Source organism: Variovorax monticola, from assembly GCF_051216855.1.
In the GTDB taxonomy this organism is placed as follows: domain Bacteria; phylum Pseudomonadota; class Gammaproteobacteria; order Burkholderiales; family Burkholderiaceae_C; genus Variovorax.
In genome coordinates, this window is the sequence record NZ_JBPJZP010000005.1 from 412,386 (window position 1) to 434,945 (window position 22,560).

At 68.4% G+C, this 22,560-nt stretch carries 16 protein-coding genes; 7 read left to right on the forward strand and 9 right to left on the reverse strand.

The annotated features are described in order from the left end of the window. Positions 1-88: 88 nt before the first annotated feature. The 3 genes from ACSFA5_RS19785 to ACSFA5_RS19795 all read left to right on the forward strand — a co-directional run bounded on the left by ACSFA5_RS19785 (position 89) and on the right by ACSFA5_RS19795 (position 1,681). Complete coding sequence (locus tag ACSFA5_RS19785) at positions 89-397, forward strand: putative quinol monooxygenase (protein WP_435445732.1); 309 nt, start codon at positions 89-91, stop codon at positions 395-397. A 94-nt stretch (positions 398-491) separates the two neighbouring features. Continuing rightward, positions 492-1,061 carry a hypothetical protein gene (locus ACSFA5_RS19790; RefSeq protein WP_435445733.1) on the forward strand — a complete coding sequence of 190 codons (570 nt, stop codon included), beginning with the start codon at positions 492-494 and terminating at the stop codon, positions 1,059-1,061. Positions 1,062-1,087: 26 nt separating this feature from the next. Beyond that, on the forward strand, positions 1,088-1,681 hold the full coding sequence (locus ACSFA5_RS19795; RefSeq protein WP_435445734.1) for a hypothetical protein: 594 nt from the start codon (positions 1,088-1,090) through the stop codon (positions 1,679-1,681). A gap of 90 nt (positions 1,682-1,771) precedes the next feature. Here the strand turns inward: ACSFA5_RS19795 and gap are convergent, their stop codons facing one another. Together gap and ACSFA5_RS19805 are read right to left on the reverse strand one after the other, a co-directional pair. Beyond that, positions 1,772-2,773 carry a type I glyceraldehyde-3-phosphate dehydrogenase gene (gap, locus tag ACSFA5_RS19800; RefSeq protein WP_435445735.1) on the reverse strand — a complete coding sequence of 334 codons (1,002 nt, stop codon included), beginning with the start codon at positions 2,771-2,773 and terminating at the stop codon, positions 1,772-1,774. A gap of 63 nt (positions 2,774-2,836) precedes the next feature. Continuing rightward, the gene (locus tag ACSFA5_RS19805) at positions 2,837-4,939 is read right to left on the reverse strand and encodes a transketolase family protein (RefSeq protein WP_435445736.1); all 2,103 of its coding nucleotides are present in this window, start codon (positions 4,937-4,939) and stop codon (positions 2,837-2,839) included. 144 nt (positions 4,940-5,083) lie between these two features. Here ACSFA5_RS19805 and speD point away from each other — a divergent pair, with 144 nt between their 5' ends. Genes speD through ACSFA5_RS19820 form a run of 3 tightly spaced genes read left to right on the forward strand, consistent with a single transcriptional unit; the run spans position 5,084 to position 7,622 of the window. Continuing rightward, positions 5,084-5,479: an adenosylmethionine decarboxylase gene (gene speD, locus ACSFA5_RS19810; RefSeq protein ID WP_435445737.1), complete on the forward strand. Its 396-nt coding sequence runs from the start codon at positions 5,084-5,086 to the stop codon at positions 5,477-5,479. 14 nt (positions 5,480-5,493) lie between these two features. Then, positions 5,494-6,222, forward strand: a complete 729-nt coding sequence (locus tag ACSFA5_RS19815; RefSeq protein ID WP_435445970.1) for a nucleotidyltransferase family protein — start codon at positions 5,494-5,496, stop codon at positions 6,220-6,222. Beyond that, positions 6,219-7,622 (forward strand): aminopeptidase P N-terminal domain-containing protein, encoded by a 1,404-nt coding sequence (locus tag ACSFA5_RS19820; RefSeq protein WP_435445738.1) that lies wholly within the window; start codon positions 6,219-6,221, stop codon positions 7,620-7,622. Before ACSFA5_RS19815 ends, ACSFA5_RS19820 begins: the two co-directional genes overlap by 4 nt. Here the strand turns inward: ACSFA5_RS19820 and ACSFA5_RS19825 are convergent. After that, entirely contained in the window at positions 7,564-8,538 is a 975-nt protein-coding gene (locus ACSFA5_RS19825; RefSeq protein ID WP_435445739.1) for a LysR family transcriptional regulator, read from the reverse strand. The two genes, ACSFA5_RS19820 and ACSFA5_RS19825, sit on opposite strands and share 59 nt — an antisense overlap. Before the next feature lie 130 nt (positions 8,539-8,668). Between ACSFA5_RS19825 and ACSFA5_RS19830 the strand changes: the two genes are divergently transcribed. Then, positions 8,669-9,763 carry an aldo/keto reductase gene (locus ACSFA5_RS19830; RefSeq protein ID WP_435445740.1) on the forward strand — a complete coding sequence of 365 codons (1,095 nt, stop codon included), beginning with the start codon at positions 8,669-8,671 and terminating at the stop codon, positions 9,761-9,763. Positions 9,764-9,768: 5 nt separating this feature from the next. Here the strand turns inward: ACSFA5_RS19830 and ACSFA5_RS19835 are convergent, their stop codons facing one another. From ACSFA5_RS19835 to ACSFA5_RS19860, 6 genes are all read right to left on the reverse strand, one after another. Next, on the reverse strand, positions 9,769-10,131 hold the full coding sequence (locus ACSFA5_RS19835; protein WP_435445741.1) for a DUF3325 domain-containing protein: 363 nt from the start codon (positions 10,129-10,131) through the stop codon (positions 9,769-9,771). Continuing rightward, positions 10,131-11,801: a PepSY-associated TM helix domain-containing protein gene (locus ACSFA5_RS19840; protein WP_435445742.1), complete on the reverse strand. Its 1,671-nt coding sequence runs from the start codon at positions 11,799-11,801 to the stop codon at positions 10,131-10,133. The genes ACSFA5_RS19835 and ACSFA5_RS19840 overlap by 1 nt, the downstream gene beginning before the upstream one ends. After that, positions 11,798-12,106, reverse strand: a complete 309-nt coding sequence (locus ACSFA5_RS19845) for an iron transporter (RefSeq protein WP_435445743.1) — start codon at positions 12,104-12,106, stop codon at positions 11,798-11,800. The genes ACSFA5_RS19840 and ACSFA5_RS19845 overlap by 4 nt, the downstream gene beginning before the upstream one ends. 177 nt (positions 12,107-12,283) lie before the next feature. After that, on the reverse strand, positions 12,284-13,636 hold the full coding sequence (locus ACSFA5_RS19850) for an esterase-like activity of phytase family protein (protein WP_435445744.1): 1,353 nt from the start codon (positions 13,634-13,636) through the stop codon (positions 12,284-12,286). A gap of 84 nt (positions 13,637-13,720) precedes the next feature. Next, complete coding sequence (gene pbpC, locus ACSFA5_RS19855; RefSeq protein ID WP_435445745.1) at positions 13,721-16,096, reverse strand: penicillin-binding protein 1C; 2,376 nt, start codon at positions 16,094-16,096, stop codon at positions 13,721-13,723. Between the two features lie 233 nt (positions 16,097-16,329). Next, positions 16,330-22,359 (reverse strand): alpha-2-macroglobulin family protein, encoded by a 6,030-nt coding sequence (locus ACSFA5_RS19860; protein ID WP_435445746.1) that lies wholly within the window; start codon positions 22,357-22,359, stop codon positions 16,330-16,332. Between the last annotated feature and the right edge of the window lie 201 nt (positions 22,360-22,560).

Sequence of the window (22,560 nt, forward strand, 5' to 3'; positions counted from 1 at the left end):
GCCCACCGGACCCGCGCCCTCTGCGCGACGGCGCGAAACCTTTTAGATTCGACCGTCGAAATTCCTACACACCCTGGAGACCTTTCACATGATTCACGTCGTCGCAGTCATCACCGCCAAGCCGGGCCAGCGCGCCGCCTTGCTCGAGGCCTTTGCCGCCAACCGCGCGGCCGTGCTGGCCGAAGCGGGCTGCATCGAGTACGGCGCCACGGTCGATGCGCAGGGCATTCCCGCGTCCAAGGCCAGCTTCGGACCCGAGACCTTCGTCGTCATCGAGAAGTGGGAAACGCTGGCCCACCTGCAGGCCCACGGGGTGGCGCCGCACATGAAGGCGCATGGCGCGAAGACGAAGGAACTCGTCGAGAGCCGGCTGATTCACGTGCTCGAGCCGGTTTGAGTTTCGGTGCACGCCGAAGGGCGTGACGAAGTGCCATGCAAACGACGTAACCTCATGTTACCGTCGCGCCTCCAACAACCAAGAGGAGGAGAGCATGGCGATCACTCGCATGCACGGTGCTGCCTTCTGTGCCCTGGCCGTTCTCGCAACGGGCTGCGCGCAGCTGAAGGCCCCGCCCTACGCGGCGGACTACGAAGTCCTTGACAGGCTCAAGGCAAGCAAACCCGCCGCAGTCGCGGTGGTGAAGGTGCAACCCACCGACCCGAACGATCCGGTCAACAACCTGTCGTTGCGCGGTGCACGCCTGGTTTCCCCCAGCGGCACCTTCGCCAAGTACCTGGAGGACGCGCTGGTCAGCGACCTCAAGGAGGTTTCGGCGTACGACGCCAGGTCCCGCACGCGCATCGACGCCCGCATCCTCGGCAACGAGATCAGCGTGTCGAACGTCGTCACGGGCACGGGCGCGATGGAAGTGCAGATCGAAGTCACGCGCGAGGGCGTGCAACGGCTCAAAAAAACCTACAAGGCGAACACCCGCTTCGAGTCCAGCTTTGCGGGCATCGTGGCCATTCCCGCAGGCCAGGCGGCCTATTCGGACCTTGTGCGCACGCTGCTGCGGCAGGTGTATTCCGACCCCCAGTTCGCCGCCGCCCTCGCCCAATGACCCAACAGCATCAGGAGAAGAAATTCATGTCCCTTGTTTCCCGAACCCTTCGCGCCGTCATGGCGCTGTCCTTCGCAGCCGTGCTCGTCGGCTGTGCGCATCCCATCAACGTCGGCACCGACACCGCGCCGCCGCGCGTGGAAGCCACCCTGGTCCAGAAGAAGGTGGCCTACACCATGACCGACGCCCAGCGTGCCCTGCAGGCCGTGACGCCCGGCGGCGGCGGTGACCGCGTCAGCTACTACCCCTACCGCGACCTGGAAAAGTCGATTCGCGACGCGCTGCGCGCCGTTTACCAGGACGTGGTCGTCCTGAAGTCCGCCGCCGACGCCGCCGCGGTCCAGGCATCGGGCGCCGCGCTCGTCTTCACGCCCGAGATCAAGACCGACTCGGGCTCCCCGTCGCCCTTCACCTGGCCTCCCACGTACTTCACCACCGAGGTGTCGTGCGTGGTGAGCGACCCGGCTGGCGTCGAACTCACGCGCGTCAAGGCCTCGGGCCGGGGCGAGGCCGAGTTCAGCGAGTTCAAGGGCGAGTTCGGCCTGTCCGCCAAGCGCGCGGCGACGAACATGTCGACGCAGCTCGCCAGCGAAATACTGAAGAACGAGAAGCTGCGCTGACGCGCATCGCGGTATTGCGGTATTGCGGTATTGCGGCCGCCCATGAAAAAACGCGCCCTCGGGCGCGTTTGTCATTGAAGCCGCGAAGTCTTACTTCGACACGACCTTCACCATTTCGAGGCACTTGTTCGAGTAGCCCCATTCGTTGTCGTACCAGCTCACGAGCTTCACGAAGGTGCTGTCCAGGGCCAGGCCGGCTTCGGCGTCGAAGATGGAAGTGCGCGGGTCGCCGCGGAAGTCGGTGGCCACCACCTTGTCTTCCGTGTAGCCCAGCACGCCCTTGAGCGCGCCTTCGCTCTGTGCCTTCATTTCGGCGCAGATTTCCTTGTAGGTGGCTTCCTTCTCGAGCTCGACCGTGAGGTCGACCACCGACACGTCGGAGGTCGGCACGCGAAAGCTCATGCCCGTGAGCTTCTTGTTGAGCTCGGGAATCACCACGCCCACGGCCTTGGCCGCGCCGGTGCTGGACGGAATGATGTTTTCCAGGATGCCGCGGCCGCCGCGCCAGTCCTTGTTGCTCGGGCCGTCGACCGTCTTCTGCGTGGCGGTGGTGGCGTGCACGGTGGTCATCAGGCCGCGCTTGATGCCCCACTTGTCGTGCAGCACCTTGGCCAGCGGGGCCAGGCAGTTGGTGGTGCAGCTGGCGTTGCTGATGATGGCTTCGCCGGCGTACTTCTTGTCGTTCACGCCGTAGACGAACATGGGGGTGTCGTCCTTCGACGGTGCCGACAGGATGACCTTCTTGGCGCCCGCGTCGATGTGCTTCTGCGCCGTTTCCTTGGTGAGGAACAGGCCGGTCGATTCGAGCACGACGTCGGCGCCGACTTCGTTCCACTTGAGCTGCGACGGATCGCGCTCTTGCGTCAGGCGAATCTTCTTGCCGTTCACGATCAGCGTGTTGCCTTCGACCGTGACTTCACCCTTGAAGCGGCCGTGCACCGAGTCGTACTGGAGCATGTAGGCCAGGTAGTCGGGCTCGAGCAAGTCGTTGATGGCAACGATTTCGATGTCGTTCTTGAAGTTCTGCACCGCTGCGCGCAGCACGTTGCGACCGATACGGCCGAAGCCGTTGATACCGAGTTTGATAGCCATCTGACTTGCTCCTAAGGTTGAATAACTTGTTGTGAACCGGCGGAAAGAAACGCTGCGCGACGGTCAGTCGCGCAGTGCCGCTTCCACCGTGGCGGCCACGTTCTCCGCCGTGAATCCGAAGTACTTGAACAGCTCGGGCGCCGGTGCCGATTCGCCGTACGTGTCGATGCCGACGACAGCGGCGCAACCGTACTTCCACCAGCCGCCGGTGCAGCCCATTTCGACGGCGATGCGCGGCAGCTTCTTCGGCAGCACAGCCTTCTTGTAGGCGAGGTCCTGGCGGTCGAAGGTGGTGGTCGAGGGCATCGACACCACGCGCACGGCGATCTTCTTTTCGGCCAGCAGCTTCTGCGCGGCAATGGCGAGCTGTACTTCGGAGCCGGTGGCGATGATGACGGCCGCGGTCTTCTTGCTCTTCAGGCCCACGGCTTCAGGCTCGGACAGCACATAGGCGCCGCGGCTGATGTCGCCCAGTTCGCTCTTCGCCGCATAGGCGATGTTCTGACGGCTCAACAACAGCGCGGTCGGGCGCGTCTGGTTCTGCAGCGCCACGGCCCAGGCCACGGCGGTTTCGGCCGTGTCGCCCGGACGCCAGACGTCCAGGTTGGGAATCAGGCGCAGCGAGGCGGCGTGCTCGATCGACTGGTGCGTGGGGCCGTCTTCGCCCAGGCCGATGGAGTCGTGCGTGAACACGTGGATCACGCGGTGCTTCATCAGCGCGGCCATGCGGATGGCATTGCGGCTGTAGTCGCTGAAGGTGAGGAAGGTGCCGCCGTAGGGGATGTAGCCGCCATGCAGCGCCACGCCGTTCATGATGGCCGCCATGCCGAACTCGCGCACGCCGTAGTTGATGTGGCGCCCGATGGTGCCGTGCGGCACTTCGGCTGGAACCGCAGGCTTGGCTTCGTCTTCGGCGCCTTGCTTGGCCTGGACCGCCGGCACGTTCATGACCACGGCGCCGGTCTTCGGATCGAAGCGCAGCGCGGCGGTGCTCTTGGTGTTGGTGAGGTTGGAGCCGGTGAGGTCGGCACTGCCGCCGAGCATTTCGGGCAGCGCGGCCGTGAAGGCTTCCAGCGCGAGCTGGCTGGCCTTGCGGCTGGCCACGGTCTCGGCCTTGGTGTGGGCGGCGACCACGGTGTCGAACGCCACCTGGTGGAAGTTCTTGGGCAGCTCGCCCTTCATGCGGCGGGTGAACTCGGCGGCCAGGTCGGGGAAGGCGACGGCGTAGGCGGCGAACTTGTCGTTCCACTCGGCTTCGATCTTGGCGCCCTGGGCCTTGTGGTCCCAGTCGGCATACACCTCGGCCGGGATCTCGAAAGGCGGGTAGTGCCAGTCGATGGCGTCGCGCGTGAGCTTGATTTCTTCGGCGCCCAGCGCCTCACCGTGCGCCTTGGCGGTGCCCTGGCGGTTCGGGCTGCCCTTGCCGATGACAGTCTTGCAGTTGATGAGCGTGGGCTTGTCGGTCGACTGCCTGGCCTTGGCGATGGCCTTGGACACTTCGGCGGCGTCGTTGCCGTCGATCGGGCCGATCACATGCCAGCCATAGGCGTGGAAGCGTTCGGCCACGTTGTCGATGTACCAGGGCTTCACTTGGCCGTCGATGCTGATGCCGTTGTCGTCGTACAGGGCAATGAGCTTGTTCAGGTGCCAGGCGCCGGCCAGTGCGCAGGCTTCGTGGCTGATGCCTTCCATCATGCAACCGTCGCCCAGGAAGGCGTAGGTGTGGTGGTCGACGATGCCGTGATCCTTGCGGTTGAACTCGGCCGACAGCAGCTTCTCGGCCAGCGCGAAGCCGACCGCATTGGTGATGCCCTGGCCCAGCGGGCCGGTGGTGGTTTCCACGCCGGGGGTCACGTCGACTTCGGGGTGGCCGGCGGTCTTGCTGTGCAGCTGGCGGAAGTTCTTCAGTTCGCCGATGGGCAGGTCGTAGCCGGTGAGGTGCAGCACCGAATACAACATCATCGAGGCGTGGCCGTTCGAGAGCACGAAGCGGTCGCGGTCGAACCAGTGCGGGTTCGCGGGGTTGTAGCGCAGGTGATCGCCCCAGAGCGCAACGGCCATGTCGGCCATGCCCATCGGTGCACCCGGATGTCCGGAGTTCGCTTGTTGGACGGCATCCATGGCCAGCGCGCGAATCGCGTTGGCCATCAGGGCTTGGTTTGCCATGGGCATGGGGCTTTCGGGGGAAAAGGGTGGGTGGGACGGGGGGAACCCGCGATTTTACCGGGCGAGCCCGCCATGGCGCCGATACAGGCCGAACACCCGTTCGATGCTCTACGGTGCCGGGCCGGACTGCTAGAGTCGCCACCCATGCTTGGGCTGCACCTCACCGCCGACCTCCACGACTGCCAATGCGGCCTTCAATGGCTCACCGACCGGGAGGCCCTGGGTGCCGTCTGCATGAAGGCAGTGGCCGCCGCCGGCCTGCAGGCGGTGGGCCAGCTGGTCCACGGATTTCCCGCCACGCCCCTGGGGCCGGGCGGCATCACGGCCACGGTGCTGCTGGCCGAATCGCACCTGTGCATCCACACCTGGCCCGAGCAGCGCGGCGTGACGCTGGACGTGTACGTGTGCAACTTCGGCGGCGACCATTCGGCCAAGGCGCATGCGCTGATGGAATGCCTGGTGTCGCTGTTCCAGCCGCGGCACAGCGAGCGCCACGAACTGCACCGCGGGCACGTGTCCATTTCGGCAGGGGCGCGATGACCCCGGTTCGCGCCATGGTGCTGGCCGCCGGGCGCGGCGAACGCATGCGCCCGCTGACCGACACCTGCCCCAAGCCCCTGCTCGACGTGCGCGGCAAGCCGCTGATGCAGTGGCCGATGGAAGCGCTGGCGGCCGGCGGCTTCACCCGGCTGGTGGTCAACACCGACTGGCTGGGCGCTCAAATTTCAGACCGTTTCGGCGCAACACCGTTGATGAGCGTGGGTGTCTCGCTATCAATTTCATACTCCGACGAGGGCCGCGACTTCGGCGGTGCGCTGGAGACGGCCGGCGGCATCGTGCGCGCGCTGCCGTTGCTGGGCGAGGTGTTCTGGGTGGCGGCCGGCGACGTGTTCGCGCCCGATTTCACCTTCACCCAGGCCTCGGTCGAGCGCTTCGTCGACAGCGGCAAGCTCGCCCACCTGTGGCTGGTGCCGAACCCGGCGCACAACCTCAAGGGCGACTTCGGCCTGGCGCCCGACGGCCTGGCGCTGAACACCGCGCCCGAGAAGTTCACCTTCTCCACCATCGGCCTCTACCGCGCCGCGCTCTTCGCGCCGCCGTACTGCGACATTCCCGCCGGCAACCCGGCCGGCCGCAAAGCCCCGTTGGCGCCGATCCTGCGCGCCGCGATGGACAATGAAATGGTGAGCGCCGAGCTCTACACCGGCGCCTGGACCGATGTGGGTACGCCCGAGCGCCTCGGTCAGCTCAATCAACTGAATCAACCGAACACGCCGAGATGACTTCAGACACCACCACGACCTCCAAGATCTACGCCGAGCGCCGCGCGCGCCTCGCCGCGCAACTGGGCACGGACGGCATCGCCCTCATCCCCACCGCGCCCGAGCGCCAGCGCAACCGCGACAGCGACTTCCTGTTTCGCCACGACAGCTACTTCCATTACCTGACCGGTTTCACCGAGCCCAACGCGTGGCTGGTGCTGTCGGGCGACGGTCGCGCCACGCTGTTCTGCGCGCCCAAGGACCTGGAACGCGAAATCTGGGACGGCTTTCGCCTCGGCCCCGAGGCCGCGCCCGCTGCGCTGGGCGTGGACGACGCCCTCTCCATCACTGAGCTCGACGCGAAGCTGCCCAAGCTGCTGGAGAACAAGTCGACCGTGTGGTTTCCCTTCGCCACGCACAAGGGCCTGGAGACCCGTATCGACGGCTGGCTGCAGTCGGTGCGCGCGCGCGTGCGCTACGGCGCGCTGTGCCCCGAGGAGCAGCGCGACCTGTGCGGCCTGCTCGACGAAATGCGCCTCGTGAAAGACGCGCACGAGCAGGACGTGATGCGGCGCGCCGCGCAGATCAGCGCGCGCGCCCACATCCGCGCGATGCAGCTGTCGGCGCGCATGCTGCGCGAGGGCCAGGACGTGCGCGAGTACCACCTGGACGCCGAGCTGCTGCACGAGTTCCGCCTGGGCGGCTCGCAGTACCCGGCCTACGGCTCCATCGTGGCGGCGGGCGCCAATGCCTGCGTGCTGCACTACCGCGCCGACGCCGCGCCGGTGCGCAAGGGCGAGCTGGTGCTGATCGACGCGGGCTGCGAGCTCGACAGCTACGCCAGCGACATCACGCGCACCTTTCCGGCCGACGGCAAATTCAGCGGCCCGCAGCGCGCGCTGTACGACCTGGTGCTGCAGAGCCAGTACGCCTCGGCCGCCGCCACCAAGGCCGGCAACCGCTTCAACGACCCGCACGACGCGGCGGTGAAGGTGCTGGCGCAGGGCATGCTCGACCTGGGCCTGCTGGACGCCGACAAGGTCGGCGGGCTGGACGACGTGATCGAGTCGCGCGCCTACTTCCAGTTCTACATGCACCGCACCAGCCACTGGCTGGGCATGGACGTGCACGACTGCGGCAGCTACGTCGAGCCCACGCAGGTGGGCGAAGTGAGCGAGCGAAAAGATCCGCTGTCCAACGAAGTGATCAAGAACCGCCCGAGCCGCATCCTGCACCCGGGCATGGTGCTGACGCTGGAGCCCGGCATCTACGTGCGCCCCGGCGAGGGCGTGCCCGAGCAGTTCCACCACATCGGCATTCGCATCGAGGACGACGCGATCGTCACGGCCACGGGTTGCGAGCTCATTTCGCGCGGCGTGCCGGTGGACGCGGACGAGATCGAGGCGTTGATGCGGGCTTGACCGCCCGCTGCGACACCGGCGGCGGCGCATGCCGCGCCTGCAGGAAGTCGATGAACACCCGCAGCTTGCGCGGCATCTGCGCGCGGCTCGGGCAATAGATGTAGAAGCCCGGAAAGCTCGGCCACCAGGGCTCCAGCAGCGGCACCAGGCGGCCGCTTTCAAAGTCCTGGCGCACCGCCGCCTCGAACGCCACCATGATGCCCGCGCCGTCGCGCGCCGCGGCCAGCAGCACGTCGCTGTCGTTGCTGATGAGCGGGCCGGCCAGCTCGATGTCGAACTCGCGCCCGTCCTGCGCATATTCCCAGCGGTAGAGCCCGCCCGTGGTCAGCCGGTAGTTCAGGCACCGGTGCGTGCGCAGGTCTTCGGGTGTCCGGGGCAGCGTGCGGCCCGCAAGGTAGCGCGGCGACGCGAAGGTCACCATGCGGATCGGGCCGCCGACGGGAACGGCCACCACGTCCTGCGCCAGGCTTTCGCCCAGCCGCACGCCAGCGTCGAAGCCGCCCTCCACCAGCTCGACCATGCGGTTGTCGCAGACCACCTCGAGCGTGATGTCGGGCCAGGCGTCGGCGAAGTCGCCCATGTGCGAGAAGAGCAGCAACTCGGCCGCCGTGCGCGAGACGTTCAGGCGCAGCAGGCCGGCGGGCTTGTCGCGTGCTTCGTCCAGGCCTTCGACCGCCTGCGCCAGCGCGTCCAGCGCGGGGCGGGCACCGTTCAGCAACTGCTGGCCCAGTTCGGTCACGCCGACCCGTCGCGTGGTGCGGTCCAGCAGGCGCACGCCCAGGCGCTGCTCCAGCGTGCGCACGGTCTGCGACAGGGCCGAAGGCGACACGCCGAGTTCTTCGGCCGCGCGCGTGAAGCTGGCGTGGTGCGCCACGCGGGCGAAGGCGGCGATGGCGGGGAGCAGTTCGGGCGACATGGCTTTCATTATGAAGACGGGCTTCACAAAGCATCAACCCCAGCGGGCTGTTTCCCAAGCAATGCCGGAACTACCTTCGAGGCCATGGCGATGCGACCGCAACGCCAGACCCCTTGAAAGGACATTCACCATGAAGCTGGACAACTACCTCACCCTCGGCCGCTCGGGCCTGCGCGTCAGCCCCCTGTCGCTGGGCACCATGACCTTCGGCAGCGACTGGGGCTGGGGCGCCGACGCCGTGGAGTCGCGCCGCATGTTCGACCTGTACGTGGAACGCGGCGGCAACTTCATCGACACGGCCAACTTCTATACCAACGGCAGCTCGGAGAAGCTGCTGGGCCAGTTCATCGCCGAGCGGCGCGAGTCGGTGGTGCTGGCCACCAAGTACACGCTGAACATGCAGCCCGGCAACCCCAACGCGGGTGGCAACCACCGCCGCAACATGGTGCGCTCGGTCGAGGCCAGCCTGAAGCGCCTGGGCACCGACTACATCGACCTGCTGTACCTGCACATCTGGGACAACCTCACGCCCGTCGACGAAGTGATGCGCGGCTTCGACGACCTGGTGCGCTCGGGCAAGGTGCTCTACGCGGGCATCTCCGACACGCCGGCCTGGCAGGTGGCGCGCATGCAGACGCTGGCCGACCTGCGCGGCTGGACGCCGCTGGTGGCGCTGCAGGTCGAGCACAGCCTGATCGAGCGCACCACGGAGCGCGAACTGCTGCCGATGGCGCACGAGCTCGGCCTGGGCGTGATGGCGTGGTCGCCGCTGGGCAGCGGCGTGCTGTCGGGCAAGTACACGCGCGCCGACCTCGCGCCGATGAAGGGCGCCACGTCGGGCACGTCGGGCACGTCGGGCACGGCAGGTGTCTCGGGCACGCGCAAGGACCTGGTCGCCATCAACGGCGCGCTGAGCGCCCGCACGCTCGACATCGCCGACGTGGTCGCGCAGATCGCGAAGGAGCAGGGCCGCTCGTCCGCGCAGATCGCGCTGGCCTGGCTGCTGCACCGCAGCGCGCCGACCGTGATGCCCATCCTCGGGGCGCGCACCTTCGCGCAGTTCGAGGACAACCTGGGCGCGCTCGACGTGGAACTCGATGCCTCGGCGCTGCAGCGGCTGAACGCGGTCAGCGCCGTGCCGATGGGCTTCCCGCACGACTTCATGGCGCTGCCGGTGACGCAGGGCGTGCTCTCGGGCGGCACCACGGCGCGGCGCCCGGCCTGAACGGCTCAGGCCGGCAGCAGGGCCAGCAGGTAGAGCAGGCCGCCGCCCACGGCGACGAGCGCCGCGGCCGAACCGATCCACGGAAACCGCCGCGGCGCCCAGCCCAGCAACCCGACCGTGGCCAGCGCCGCGGCCGTGAGCGCGCCCAGCCACAGCACCCAGCCGATGGCGCTGCCCGCGGCCTGCAGGCTCGCCGCCAGCGACAGGCTCAGCAGCACGGTGCCGCCCAGTTGCAGCCAGCGCCGCCACGTACCCGGCGAACTGCCGCGGCCGAAGACGTCTTCGCTGTGGCGGTCCATCGCCAGGCTCAGCGCGCAGAAGCCCGCGAGCGAAGCGGCAAACACGAGGGGCAGGAGCAGCGAATCCATCACGAACCCTGTTCCGAAGTGACGAGCGCGGACTGCGTCGCAGGCGCTGCTTTTGCCACCGCGCCGGCCTGCTTGGCGAGCGACTTGCGGCGCTTGCGCTCCACGATCCAGACTGCGCTTGCCAGGCCCAAGCCCAGCGCGATCGCGACGAGGTCGAAGCCGGCCACAGCGCTCGGGCCCGAGCGCAGGCTCACGGTCAGCGGCGTGGGACCGGTGAACGCGTTGAGCACCGGCAGCAGCACGAACAGCAGCGCGCCGAGTGCCAGCTGCGCCTGCCACATGCGCAGCGTCGGGCGCAGCAGGCCCAGCACGGCGGTCGCGCCCCAGACGATGAAGAACCAGCGGATTTCGACCGCGCCTCGCTCGGCCACGTCGACCGGCACCAGCCGGTTGGCCCAGAAGAAGGCGGCCATCGCCACCGGCAGGCCCGCGACGGCACCCACGTTCAACCCGTCGACCAGCCGCAGGCCGAAGCCGATGCGCCCGCCCTGCTTGAGCGCCTTCGCGAACTTCTGCCGCTCCTTCACGGCCCACAGCAGCAGCCCGGTCGCCACCATCAGGCAGCCGGCCAGGCCCGACAGGAAGAACAGCGCGCGCACCAGCGGATCGCCGAAGCGCCCGATGTGCAGGCCGTAGAGCACGCCGCGCGTCTCCGCGGCCGGCCTGGGCACGTCGCCGAAAGCGCCGATCAGCGCGCCGGTGGCGCCGTTGAACTGCATCGACGGCTGGTCGTACGACAGCTGCGGCCCTTCGGCGCGCGTGATGGCCACCACCGCGTTGGCGTCGCCGGGCTGGTGCACGGTGATGCGGCCCACGGCGGCGCCGTTCCAGTGCGCCGAGGCCTGGGCCAGCATCGGCGCGAGGGGCGCCAGCGGCGCCTTGTTGCCCGAGGCCTTGACCTGGTCGCGGCCGCTGCCCGGGAAGGCTTCGGCGAAGAAGGCCTGCTCGCCGCCGCGGTCCTTGTAGGCCACCTGCGGGCCCCAGGGCATGTACATGAACATCAGCGTGACCAGGCCGGTGTACGTGATCATCAGGTGGTAGGGCAGTGCAAGCACAGCCGTCACGTTGTGCGCGTCGAGCCAGGAGCGCTGGCCCTTCTTCGGGCGGAAGGTGAAGAAGTCCTTGAAGATGCGCTTGTGCGTGACGATGCCGCTGAAGATGGCCACCAGCATGAACATCGCGCAGAAGCCCACGATCCATCGTGCCCACAGCGCGGGCATGTAGTGCAGGTCGAAGTGCAGGCGGTAGAAGAACTCGCCGCCGCGGGTGGCGCGCGGCGCGGACATCGCCTCGCCGGTGGCCGGGTCGAGCGAGGCGCGGTCGAAGCGGCGGCGCGGCCTTTCGGCGGGTGCGGCGCCGGCGGCGGCGGGCGCCGGCGGGGCGAGGTACAGCACGTCGGTCGAGGGCTGGCGCTCGGTCGGCAGGTTGATGAACCAGCGCGGGCTGCCGGCGCCGTGCCGCTGCAGGTAGGCCACCGCGCCTTCGGCCGCCTGGGCCGGCGGCACGGCATGCTGCGCAACCGCGTGCAGCTCGGGCTTCATCCAGAACGTGATCTCGTCCTTGAAGTACGAGGCCGTGCCGGCCGCGAACACCATGAACAGCACCCAGCCGACCAGCAGGCCCGACCAGGTGTGCAGCCACGCCATCGACTGGCGAAAACCTTCCTTCATGCGGCGCCCCCGGTGATGCGCAGTAGCACGAACAGCAGCACGGCCAGCGGTGCGGCGGCAACCGCCAGGCCGGACCATGCGCGCGCGGCGGTGCGCGCGGCAAAGACCCACATCACGGCCAGCGCGAAGACGATGAAGGAGGCCAGCGTGCCGGTGGTGACGGCTTCGCTGCGCGCCATGCCGAAGGCGGCGGGCAGGCACAGCGCGAGCACGGCGGCGGACAGTGCCGCCACGCCGTAGCCGCCGGCAATGGCGGCCGCCGCGCGCGACGCCACGCCGAGGCGATAGCGCAAGCCGGTGCTCACGCCGCGCGCCGGACGGCGCACAGGGTCGTTCGGGAATTCATTGAAGAGGAAGGGAAGTGGAAGTGCGCTTGAAGATGAGAATCATACGCATCTGACACGGTTTCCCCAACTCGCTCGTCGCCCGCCCTGCACGCGCGCCGGGGCATTGCGGCCCCGGGAATGGCTCGTTCCCGCCGCCTACTTCGCCTGCAGCAGCGCGCCCGCTTCCAGCAGCACCAGCTCGTTGTCGTCGGCCTTGTTCGGCTCGCGGCTGCTCGAGAAGGGCAGGTTGTTGTCGTTGCCGACCACGATGTGCGTGGCATCGACCACGTCGACGTTCTCGATGGTGAAGAACGGGAACTTCAGCACGCCGTCGTTCAGCGGCTTGCGCGCGAGCTTGTCAGGGTCGGCGATGTTCAGCAGGTCGATGTAGCCGATCTTGCGCACCGGGCCGCCCACGTTGGCGTCGCTCAGCTCGACCTTGTAGACGCGCTTGAACTTCGCGATGTCGTGGAAGCAGTCGGTGCGCTTCTGGCCTTCGGGGCAGGCCTTGTCGGCCGTGCCTTCGCCGTTGTCACGTTCGATGATCAGGCCCGTGGTGGCGTCGATCATGTTGAAGTCGCCGATGGCGTTGCCGTTGGCTTCCAGCACGTACTTCCAGTGGCGCCCCGTCCACTTTTCGGTGGCCACGTCGAACTCCAGCACGCGCAGTGCCTCCTTGCCCTCCACACGCTCGTAGTCCTTGGCCTCGGCGTTCCACACCGGGCCTTCGAGCAGCGCATACAGCTTGCTGCCGTCCTTGGAAGACGCCATGCCCTCGAAGCCCTTGGAGCGCTTGATCTGGAAGTCGACCGCGCCACCGGGCGCGCCCGGCGTGGTCACGCCCGGGTGGTCGGGCGAGCGCACGGCCTTGCCGTCGACCAGCGTGTCGAACACCGCGAGCACGCGGCCCTTCAGGTCGGCCTTGATCAGGAAGGGGCCGAACTCCTCGCCGATCCACAGCGCGCCGCCGGCGAACTGGAAGCTCTCGGGGTCGAAGTCCGAACCCGTCAGGTAGCGCTGCTTGGTGCCTTCGTGGACGATGCGAAACGGCACCTTCTTGTCGGGGTCGTGCAGGAACACGGTCTCCAGCTGGTTGAACTTGCCGCTCTTGAAGTCCACCTTGTAGTGGTTCAGGTAGAGCATGAAGTCGGGCGAGTTGGCCTTGGTGCCGGCGCCGTTGTCCGTAATGATCCAGAAGCTGCCGTCGTCCATCTTCTTGATGCCCGAGTGGCCCTGCAGCGGCTGGCCCTTGAAGGGCACCGACAGGCCCGTGCCGCGCCCGGCCGACAGGCCTTCGACCGTGCCGATGGCCTCGACGCGCCGGGGCGTCGTGAACTTGCCGCTGACCTGCAGGTCGGCCGGCGCATCTTTGGGCGCGGCCACGAAGCTCTGCGCGGGCAGCACGGCGTGGCCGGCGAGCGTGGCGGGAAAGGCGGTCTGCGCCGACACGCTGCCGCAAGCGAGTGCGGTAGCCAGGGCGATGAAGGAAAGGGAAGCGAGGCGCGTCATGAACGTGGAAGTTCCAAGTCGAAAACGCGTGACCATGCCGGGCAGGCATGACGCGGCCATGACATCCGGCGCCATGACATCCGCTCAGGGCGCGATGTCCACCGTCACCTCGCGCGATTCGGCGCGTCCCTGGTCGTCGACCGCGCGCAGCACGTAGCGCCGGCCGCTCTCCGACAGGCTCGGCATCCAGGTGATGCCTTCGCCCGGCGCGGCGCGGCCGATGAGCGCGTCGTCGGCGAACCAGTACACCGCCTGCGTGCCGGCAGCGGCTTCGGCGCGCAGCACCAGCGGCTCGGGCTTGTTCACGCGCAGCGTGTGGCGCACGCCGCGCAGCGGCGAGGTGATGAGCGGCGCGCCCTCGGGTGCATCGCCGTCTTTCTCGCAACCGTCGGCCGGTGCGCTCGCGCGCGGCAGGCCGGCCTGGCGGAACAGGCGGCGCATGTCGCTGCCCCACTGCTCCACCACCTGCTGGCGCGCGTTGGGCTGCGGGCCGCACACCACCTTGCCGGTGGTCTCGTCGACCCACACCGCGCGGTGCAGGTTGCTCACCTGGATGGGCGACTTGCCGGCGATGAACCACGTCGTCGCGCGCACCGGGCACAGCGCATCGGGCAGGCCGCCGGTGGCCGCGCACACCTCGACCTGGCGCAGGTCGGGCGGCGGGCGCGAAGCAACCTCACCCGGGTCGAGCCGCTCGGCGCGCAGCGCATCGACCATGCGCAGGAACAGCGGCGCGGCCGCATCGACGCCCACCAGCGCGGGGTTGCTGGTGCCGTCGAAGTTGCCGACCCACACCACCAGCACGTGACGGCCGAACACGCCGGCCGTCCATGCATCGCGAAAGCCCCATGACGTGCCCGTTTTCCATGCGACGGCCGGGCGCGCGGGCAAGGTGGTGTCGGGGCGCGGCGTGTGGCGCAGCATGTCGAGCGTGATGAACGATGCCTCTTCGCTCAGCAGGCGCAGCGGCTGCGCGGGCGGTTCGCCGGGCGCGGGCTGCGTGTAGCGGATGGGTTGCGAAATGCCGCCGTTGGCCAGCGTCGCGTACATGCCCGCCAGTTCCTCGGGCGTGACCTCGCCGCCGCCCAGCACCAGTGCCAGGCCGTAGTGCGATTCGCTCTGCAGCTTCTGCACGCCGGCCAGCCGCATGAAGTCGTAGAGCCCCGGCTTGGAAAGCCTGGCGGCCACGGCCACCGCGGGAATGTTGCGGCTGCGGATCAGCGCCTCCTGCGCCGACAGCGGCCCGGCGAAGCGGTGGTCGAAGTTCTCGGGCGTGTAGGGGCCGAAGGAGGTGGGCGCGTCCTTCAGCATCGTGCGCGGATGCAGCAGGCCCTGGTCGAGCGCCAGCGCATAGATGAAGGGCTTGAGCGTGGAACCCGGCGAGCGCCTGGCCAGCACGCCGTTGACCTGGCCCGCGATGGCGTCGTTGCGGAAGTCGGCCGAGCCGATCATGGCGCGCACCTGCATGGTCGAGGCGTCGAGCAGCAGCGCGCTCGCGTTGGTCATGCCCACGTCGGCATGCGTGCGCAGGTACTGGCCCATCACGCGTTCGAGCGTGGACTGCATGCGCAGGTCGATGGTGGTGCGCACCTCCTGCACGCCGCGCTCCTGCGCGAGCAGCATGTCGGTGGCGTGCGGCGCCAGAAAGGGCAGGCTGCCGCGCGACTGCGCCGAGAGCGCGAGCTGCGCGTCGGGCGCGTGCTGCCTGGCGGTCGGGTCGCGCTCGGCCCACAGCGCCCACAGGCGTTCGCGCGCCGACTGCAGCTCGGTGTTGCGCCCGCGCTCGGCAATGCGCTTGACGGGGTTCTGCGGAATCACCGCGAGCGTCAGTGCCTCGGGCAGGCTGAGCCTGGCGGCGTCCTTGCGGAAGTAGATGAGGCTCGCGGCCTGCACGCCTTCGATGTTGCCGCCGTAGGGCGCGGTGTTGAGGTAGGCCTCGAGGATGTCGCGCTTGCCGAAGCGCGCTTCGAGCCACAGCGCGGCGAAGATCTGCGCGACCTTGCCGGTGGGCGTGCGGCTGTCGATGCCGTACACGCGTCGCGCGAGCTGCATGGTGAGCGTGGAGCCGCCCTGGCGGCGCTCGCCGCTGGCGATGCGCCATGCACTGCGCGCCAGTGCGGCGGGGTTGACGCCGGGGTGTGCGTAGAAGCGGCGGTCTTCGTACAGCAGCACCGCATCGACCAGCGTGGGCGAGATGCGCGAGAGCGGCACCCAGAGCCGGTACTGCTCGTCGCCCGCGAGCGTGAGGCGCATCAGTTCGCCGCCCTGGGCGTAGACGGCGCGCGAGCTGCCGACGGTTTCGCTGAGCGGGGCGTGGGGCCAGAGGCGGAGCAGGGCGAGCAGCAGCGCGACGATCGCGAAGGCGATGAGCGTCTTGCGCGCCCGTGTCTTGCTCCCTCTCCCGCTTGCGGGAGAGGGCTGGGGTGAGGGCAGCGGCGATGGATCGGGCAGCGTGTTCATACGAAGGCCGCACCCTCACCCTGACCCTCTCCCGCAAGCGGGAGAGGGGACAAGAAAGAAGAGGCCGAGGGTCGGGTCACGGCGCGCTGCCTTGCTCCCTCTCCCGCTCGCGGGAGAGGGCTGGGGTGAGGGCAGCGGCGATGGATCGGGCAGCGTGTTCATGCGAAGGCCGCACCCTCACCCTAGCCCTCTCCCGCAAGCGGGAGAGGGGACAACGCGCACTGTCGTCGTGGTCAATTCGCCACCACCTGGAAGCGCCCGCCCGCCGAGCGCGAGAACACGCGGCGGTCGTACATCGCTTCGCCGTACGCCGCCGGCACCACGTAGTCGCCCACGTTGGTGGCGCGCGCCTTGTAGGTCACTTCGAGCAGCTCCTTGCCGACGCCGCCGTAGAACACCACGCGGTCTTCGCGGATGTCGGCGTACTGCACCTGCCACGAGCCGCCGCCGCCCAGGCGCTTCTTCCAGATCGGTGCGTCGGCGTTGGCATCGTCGTCGTCGCCCACGGCCTGCAGCACTGGCTCCAGCCCGCCGGGCAGCACGTCGACCAGCGCCACGTCGGCGATCTGCGCGCGGTCCAGGCTGCGCACGCGCACCCGCACCGTGACCTCGTCGCCGAGCTTCACCTTGGTGACCGGGCTGCCCTTGGCGTCGAGCACCTCGTGGACTATTTCCATGCCCTGGTTCACCGGCGTGGCTGGCACGTTGCGCTCGAAGCCCTGCTCGGCCCAGCTGTAATACAGGTTGAAGTCGCTGTCGTTCGACAGCTTCAGCTTGGCGGTGCCGGCCGGCACCGCGGCGCGCGTGATCGGGTTCACCGCACCCAGTGCCAGCGCGGCAGCCTGGCCCTGCGCATCGACGGCGCTCGCCGTGAGCTTGCCTTCGGCGTTCTGCCCCACGGCCTCGAAGTACGAGTCGACCGCCAGCAGCATCGAGGCCGACGACAGGCTGTTGTACCAACCGTCGCGCACCATCGCGGCCATGCCTTCCCACACGGCGGGCTTCAGCGTCTTCAGGCGCGCCGGAAAGTGCCGGCCCACCAGGTGCAGCGTCATGCTGTCGTGCACCAGCGGGTCGTAGTAGGCGCCCCAGACGTTGCGGCGCTGCTTCTTCTCGGTGCGCGCGAGCAGGTCGCTCCACACCGGGTCGAGCAGCTCGCTGGCCACCTGCTCCTGCTTCACGAGCTGGTAGCTCGCGGCCAGGTACACGGCACCCAGGTCGTCGTTCCAGCCCTGCGTTTTCTTGTTGCGCCAGGCTTCGCGCAGGTTGGCCAGCGCGGCCGGCGCGATGATGCCCTGGCGCGTCAGCAGGTAGGCCGCCTGCGTGCGCTGGCGCCAGCCGTCCAGCGTGGCGTCGCCGCTGCCGAGCCAGCTCTGCAGGTAGGTGTTGGCCTTTTGCAGCAGGTCTTGCGGCACCGGCAGCTTGTGGTCCCTGGCCTCAACCAGCAAGTGCACTGCGTAGAGCGTGGCGAACGGGTCGGTGCCCGCGCCGGGCCACAGCGAGAAGCCGCCGTCGGCCGTCTGCCGCGCGCGCAGCTGCACCAGGTAGCGCTCGAAGGTCTTGCGCGCCTCGGGCAGCGGGCCTTGCTCCGCGGTGCGGCCCCGCGCCATTTCCTTCACCAGCTCGGGCCGGCCCGACAGCAGCACCGCCGGGAAGGTCTGGCTCGTGATCTGCTCGGTGCAGCCGTGCGGGTAGGCCTCCAGGTACTGCATGAGGCCGGTCGCGAAGGCCCAGGGCGCGGCCGACACGGCCACGTCGCTCTGGCGGAAGTTCGGGTACAGGTCGGCCTTGCTGCTCAGCTCGCCCGCACGCTGGAAGCTGCCGGCCTGCACCAGCGTGACGAAGGGCGACGCGGGCCGCACGCTCACCTCGGTCGACAGGCGGGCGCTGAAGGTCTTGTGCGTCGAGGTGAACACCAGCGCGGACGAACCCAGCACCGCCTGCGCGCCCGGCTTGGCACGCACGTTGAATTTGGTGCTGGCTTCGCCGCGCTCGTTGATCTTCAACGTCTGCGTGGCGTCGCCCACCACTTCGAGCCCGCCCGAGGCGGTGAGCGTCAATGCGATCGGCGCTTCCTTGCCGGAGCCCGCGATGTTGTTCGCCAGGCCCACGCCCACCTCGACGGTGTCGCCAGGTGCCATGGCGAGCGGTGCGTTCGGCAGGATCACCATGTCGCCGCGCACCACGGTGCGCGTGCTCTTGGCGGCAGTGGTTTCGTCGTTGATGGCCACGGCCATCACGCGCAGGCTGCCGTTGAAGCTCTCGGGCACGGTGTAGCTGAACTCGCGGCTGCCGTTCACGTCCACCAGCCCCGACCAGTAGGCCACCGGCTTGTCGCGCTTGCGCTTGAACGGGTTCAGGTGCTTGCCGAGTTCGCCTTCGCCGTCACCGCCGGGGGCCGCGCCCTGCATGAGCTTCTTGAACTCGGGAAGGATCAGGTCGAGCGTTTGCAGCGTGCCCACTTCGAGCGCGCGCTTCTGGAAGAAGTGCTTCAGCGGGTCGGGCGTCTTGTAGCGCGCCACCTGCAGGATGCCCTCGTCCACCGCGAACACCACGGCGCGCGTGGGCTTGTCGCTGGTGAGCTTCATCTTCACCGTCTGCCCCGGCTTCACCAGCTCGCTGCTGGTGAGCTGCAGGTTGGCGGTGCGCTTGGTCAGCGCGGTGGCGAAGGGCACGATGCCGTACGACAGCGGGCTCATGTAGACCTCGTCCGAGGCCGGGTCGCGCACGAAGTGCACGTTGATGTAGCCGGTGCCCTCGAAGTCCTTGGGCAGCACGATCTTCTGCACCGAGGCGGTCTTGTCGGTCTTGAACCACGCATGGGCGTACACCTTGTCGCGCTCGATGGTGATGAGGCCCGCGCCCACGTAGGGCGCGCGAATGCTCACCGCAATTTCCTGGCCCGGCTCGTAGTCCTTGCGGTCCAGCGTGAGCTGCAGCTCGGCATTGCGGTCCAGCGAGCGCGACACGTTGGCGTTGCCCGCCACGCTGTACTCCACGCGGTTGAGCTCCTGGCCCTGCGCGTTGCGCACCACGTAGCCGAAGTTGCCGGGCGCGGCGGTGTCCAGCGCCACGGTGTTGCCTGCGGCGGCAATGGCGAACGGCTTCTCGTCGAGCACCACTTCCTTCTTGCGCGACTCGTAGCGGTACAGGCCGTTGTCCTGCTTGACGAGCACCGACAGCACCTTGCGCTCCACGCGCTCGAGCTTCAGCTCGGCCACGGCCGTCTTCTTCGCCTGCGGGTCGATGGCGATCACGGTGGCGTTGCGCGCGGCGCCCTTGCTCACGTAGCTGGTGTCGCCGTCGACCTTCACGCCGACCAGGTAGGGCATGTCGCTCACCAGCGTCTGCGCCTCGGCCGACACGCTGCGTCCGCCCTCGGGCTCGAAGGCCTTGGCCAGCACATGCACCTGGTAGGTGGCGGCGTCGAAGCGCGACAGGCGCAGGTCGAACTCGGCCTTGCCGTCGGCACTCGTCTGCACGCTGCCCAGGTCGTCGACCTGCTTGTCGGCGGCTCGCTGCGGGTCGAAGAAGGCGTAGTCGGTGAACGCGCGGAACACCGGGAAGCCCGGGCTCAGTGTGAGCGTGCCTTCGACCTTGCGATCGGGCGCGGGCGTGCCGAAGAGGTTCTGCACATCGACGAAGGCCTTCAGGTCCTTCGGCCTGACCCAGCCTTCGGACGCTTCGCTGCTGAGCCTGGCCGTGACCTTGGTGCGGTCGGGCAGAAACTCCTGCACCTTCACGGTGGTGCTGCCGATGAGCAGGCCTTCGACCTCGGGAGTGCCGGGCGACGATTCGCGCGGCAGGTAGAGGTTGACGGTGTAGTTGCCGGTGGGTGAGGTGTCCTGCGTGGTGTGGGCGATTTCCGCCGCGCCGCCGGGGCCGAGCTTGAGCTTCTCGCGGCGCACGCCGAGGCCGCGCGCATCGATGATCTCGGCTTCCAGCGGCAGGTCGCGCAGCGAGGTGCCCCAGTTGCCGGCTTTCACCATCATCGCGATGTGCATCGTGTCGCCGGGGCGGTAGATGCCGCGGTCGCTGAACACGTAGGCCGTCATCTGGTTCGGCACGCCGGCCGCGCGCAGGCCGCCGACGTCGAAGCGCGAGATGTCCAGCGTGCGGTCGCTGCGGTTGAAGGGCAAAAAGCTCAGGTCGCCGTCCTTGCGCACGACCAGCACCACGGGTGTCTTCTCGCGCTGGTAGCCGGCCAGGTTGGGCAGCTTGGCCGCGCCGGTGGCGTCCGTCGTTTGCGACGCGACGATCATGCCGTTGCGACCCCACACCTCCACCAGCGCATTGGCCACGGGCTGGCCGTTGGCAATGCTCTGCACGAACACGTCGCGCGTGCCGTCGAGCGACTTCTTCGCGACGATGCCCAGGTCGGTGACCAGCACCAGGCGCTGGTCGAGCTGCTGCTCGGGGTTGCCGGCTTCGGCGTTGCCTTCTTCGTCGGAGGACTGTTCTTCCTGCTGCTGTTCTTCTTCGGGCCGGGCTTCGCCGTCGCCTTCGGACTTCGCTTCCGGCTTCTTCTTGGCCTTGGGGTCGTAGCCCTGCACCTTCAGCAGGAACACCCCGCGCCGGTCGGCCACGTCGTTGCGCAAGTACTCGGCAAAGTCGACCGTCTCGTAGTGCGCCTTGCCGGCGGGAATGCTGAGCGGAATCTCCTTCTGAAAGCGGTCGACCAGGTTGTCCGACGTGAGGCCGCCGTAGAACTGCGGGTGCGAGAAGTCGCCGTTGGTCTGCGTCACCAGGTGCTGCAACTGCTGCGGCAGCAGGCGGCCGATTTCCAGGCGGATGCCGGGCAGGTCGCGCACCAGGATCGGCAGCTTGCGCTCGCCCGACAGCGCGAGCAGCGAGCCCTGGCTCATGATGCTGAGCTCGGGCGCGAAGGTCTTCAGCAGGCGCACGTCCTGGCGCGCCGCACCCAGCTGGTAGCCGCCGGGCGTCTTCAGGCCCTTGGCAATGCGCACCAGCAGGTAGCGCCCGCCCTCGGCCTGGGGCATGCGAAAGCTGACCATGTCGGTCACTTCGCGCTCGCTGGCGATGGGCTGCAAATTGATCTTCTTCGCGCGGCGCAGCACGGCGTCGGTCACCTTCGCGGGGTCGGCCGACCAGTCGAACTTGTCGTCGCTGTCGTCCTTGTTGCCCTTGGCTTCTTCTGTGGCGGGCAGCAGCCAGGCTTGCACCACGCGCGCCATTTCGCGCTCGTGCACCGGCATGGAGGCGCTGACGTGCATCACGTGCTCGGGCTCGCCGTTCTCACCGGTGACGATGGTCGGGTCGATGCTGGCGATGCTCAGGCTGAAGAGACCGGGAATGTCGACGGCGCGGGACACGTCGTTGCGCAAGGCCGGGCCGCCCTTTTGCGCGAGCGCACCGGCCGTGAGGCTCAGCACCACGGGGCGGGTCTTCTCGGGAATGGGCAGCGGCTCGGACTGCAGCGTGGCGTAGAGGCGCAGCTTGTCGTAGCTGACGGTGAACTTCTCGCTGGCGCACTTGCCGACGCTGAAGAACGAGGTGCTGCAGGCCTGGTCGTAAGTGAGCACGAGTCGCTTCTCGAACTCGGCGGTGTTGACGGGGTGCGAGAAGCGCACCTGGAACAGCGCGCGGCGCACATTGGCCTGCACCGGGTCTTGGTAGAACTCGGCGCCGGCGATCTGTGCGGTGAACTCGGGGGAGCTGAACTCGTACTTGCGTTGCGCCATCTCGATGTGCGGTGCGAGCGCGTTGCCGGCAAGCTGCACCTTGTAGGGCTGGCCGACGGGCCAGTCTTGCGCTGGCAGGAACTCGAGCCGGTTCTGTCGGGCCCAGGTCCAGCGCCCGGCGATGGCAGGCTCGATGCTGACGCCGGTGGCCTCCTGGCCGATGCGCGCAATGGGCGCCACCGAGGCCGAGAAGTTCATGACGAAGGGGTTCGGCCCCTTGTCGAGCTCGATCTGCGTGCGCTGCGGCGGTTCGATCTTGGCGGTGGCGACGACGGGCTCCACGCGGTCGGGCGTCAGGCCGTGCCACCACTTCAACACATGCGGGCTGGCGATCCATCCGGCCCCCACCAGCAACAGGACTACGGCCAGCCAGGCCAGGCGCTGCTGCAGCCATTGCAGCCCGAGCAGCGCGAAAGCGCCCGCGATGCGCAGCCAACCCGGCGGTCGCCATGACCCGATGAGTCCACGGGCCACCGGACGCAAGAAGCCGAGCACGCGGCCCAGGCCGGTGAAGAGCACGTCACTGAGCGACGCGAGTTTTCGATTGGCGACTTGAAGCATGGAAGCTCCCTTGATGTTTTTGTTGGCGTCCGCGAGTGTGCAGACCGTCTGTGAAGCAATGGCGCTGCGTGTGAAGTCTTCGTGAAAACTGCACGAGAGGGGTCCGTGAGGGGCGCGTGCACAGGACACGCTGTCGGTGCGTCCTGATCAACGACTGCGCTGACCACGCTCACGCCGATGGGGTGTCTTGCGCAGCGAAAT

Coding starts and splice junctions, on each gene's coding strand:
- ACSFA5_RS19785 (WP_435445732.1), top strand. CDS start 89: ATGATTCACGTCGTCGCAGTCATCACCGCCAAGCCGGGCCAGCGCGCC.
- ACSFA5_RS19790 (WP_435445733.1), top strand. CDS start 492: ATGGCGATCACTCGCATGCACGGTGCTGCCTTCTGTGCCCTGGCCGTT.
- ACSFA5_RS19795 (WP_435445734.1), top strand. CDS start 1,088: ATGTCCCTTGTTTCCCGAACCCTTCGCGCCGTCATGGCGCTGTCCTTC.
- gap (WP_435445735.1), bottom strand. CDS start 2,773: ATGGCTATCAAACTCGGTATCAACGGCTTCGGCCGTATCGGTCGCAAC.
- ACSFA5_RS19805 (WP_435445736.1), bottom strand. CDS start 4,939: ATGGCAAACCAAGCCCTGATGGCCAACGCGATTCGCGCGCTGGCCATG.
- speD (WP_435445737.1), top strand. CDS start 5,084: ATGCTTGGGCTGCACCTCACCGCCGACCTCCACGACTGCCAATGCGGC.
- ACSFA5_RS19815 (WP_435445970.1), top strand. CDS start 5,494: ATGGTGCTGGCCGCCGGGCGCGGCGAACGCATGCGCCCGCTGACCGAC.
- ACSFA5_RS19820 (WP_435445738.1), top strand. CDS start 6,219: ATGACTTCAGACACCACCACGACCTCCAAGATCTACGCCGAGCGCCGC.
- ACSFA5_RS19825 (WP_435445739.1), bottom strand. CDS start 8,538: ATGTCGCCCGAACTGCTCCCCGCCATCGCCGCCTTCGCCCGCGTGGCG.
- ACSFA5_RS19830 (WP_435445740.1), top strand. CDS start 8,669: ATGAAGCTGGACAACTACCTCACCCTCGGCCGCTCGGGCCTGCGCGTC.
- ACSFA5_RS19835 (WP_435445741.1), bottom strand. CDS start 10,131: ATGGATTCGCTGCTCCTGCCCCTCGTGTTTGCCGCTTCGCTCGCGGGC.
- ACSFA5_RS19840 (WP_435445742.1), bottom strand. CDS start 11,801: ATGAAGGAAGGTTTTCGCCAGTCGATGGCGTGGCTGCACACCTGGTCG.
- ACSFA5_RS19850 (WP_435445744.1), bottom strand. CDS start 13,636: ATGACGCGCCTCGCTTCCCTTTCCTTCATCGCCCTGGCTACCGCACTC.
- pbpC (WP_435445745.1), bottom strand. CDS start 16,096: ATGAACACGCTGCCCGATCCATCGCCGCTGCCCTCACCCCAGCCCTCT.
- ACSFA5_RS19860 (WP_435445746.1), bottom strand. CDS start 22,359: ATGCTTCAAGTCGCCAATCGAAAACTCGCGTCGCTCAGTGACGTGCTC.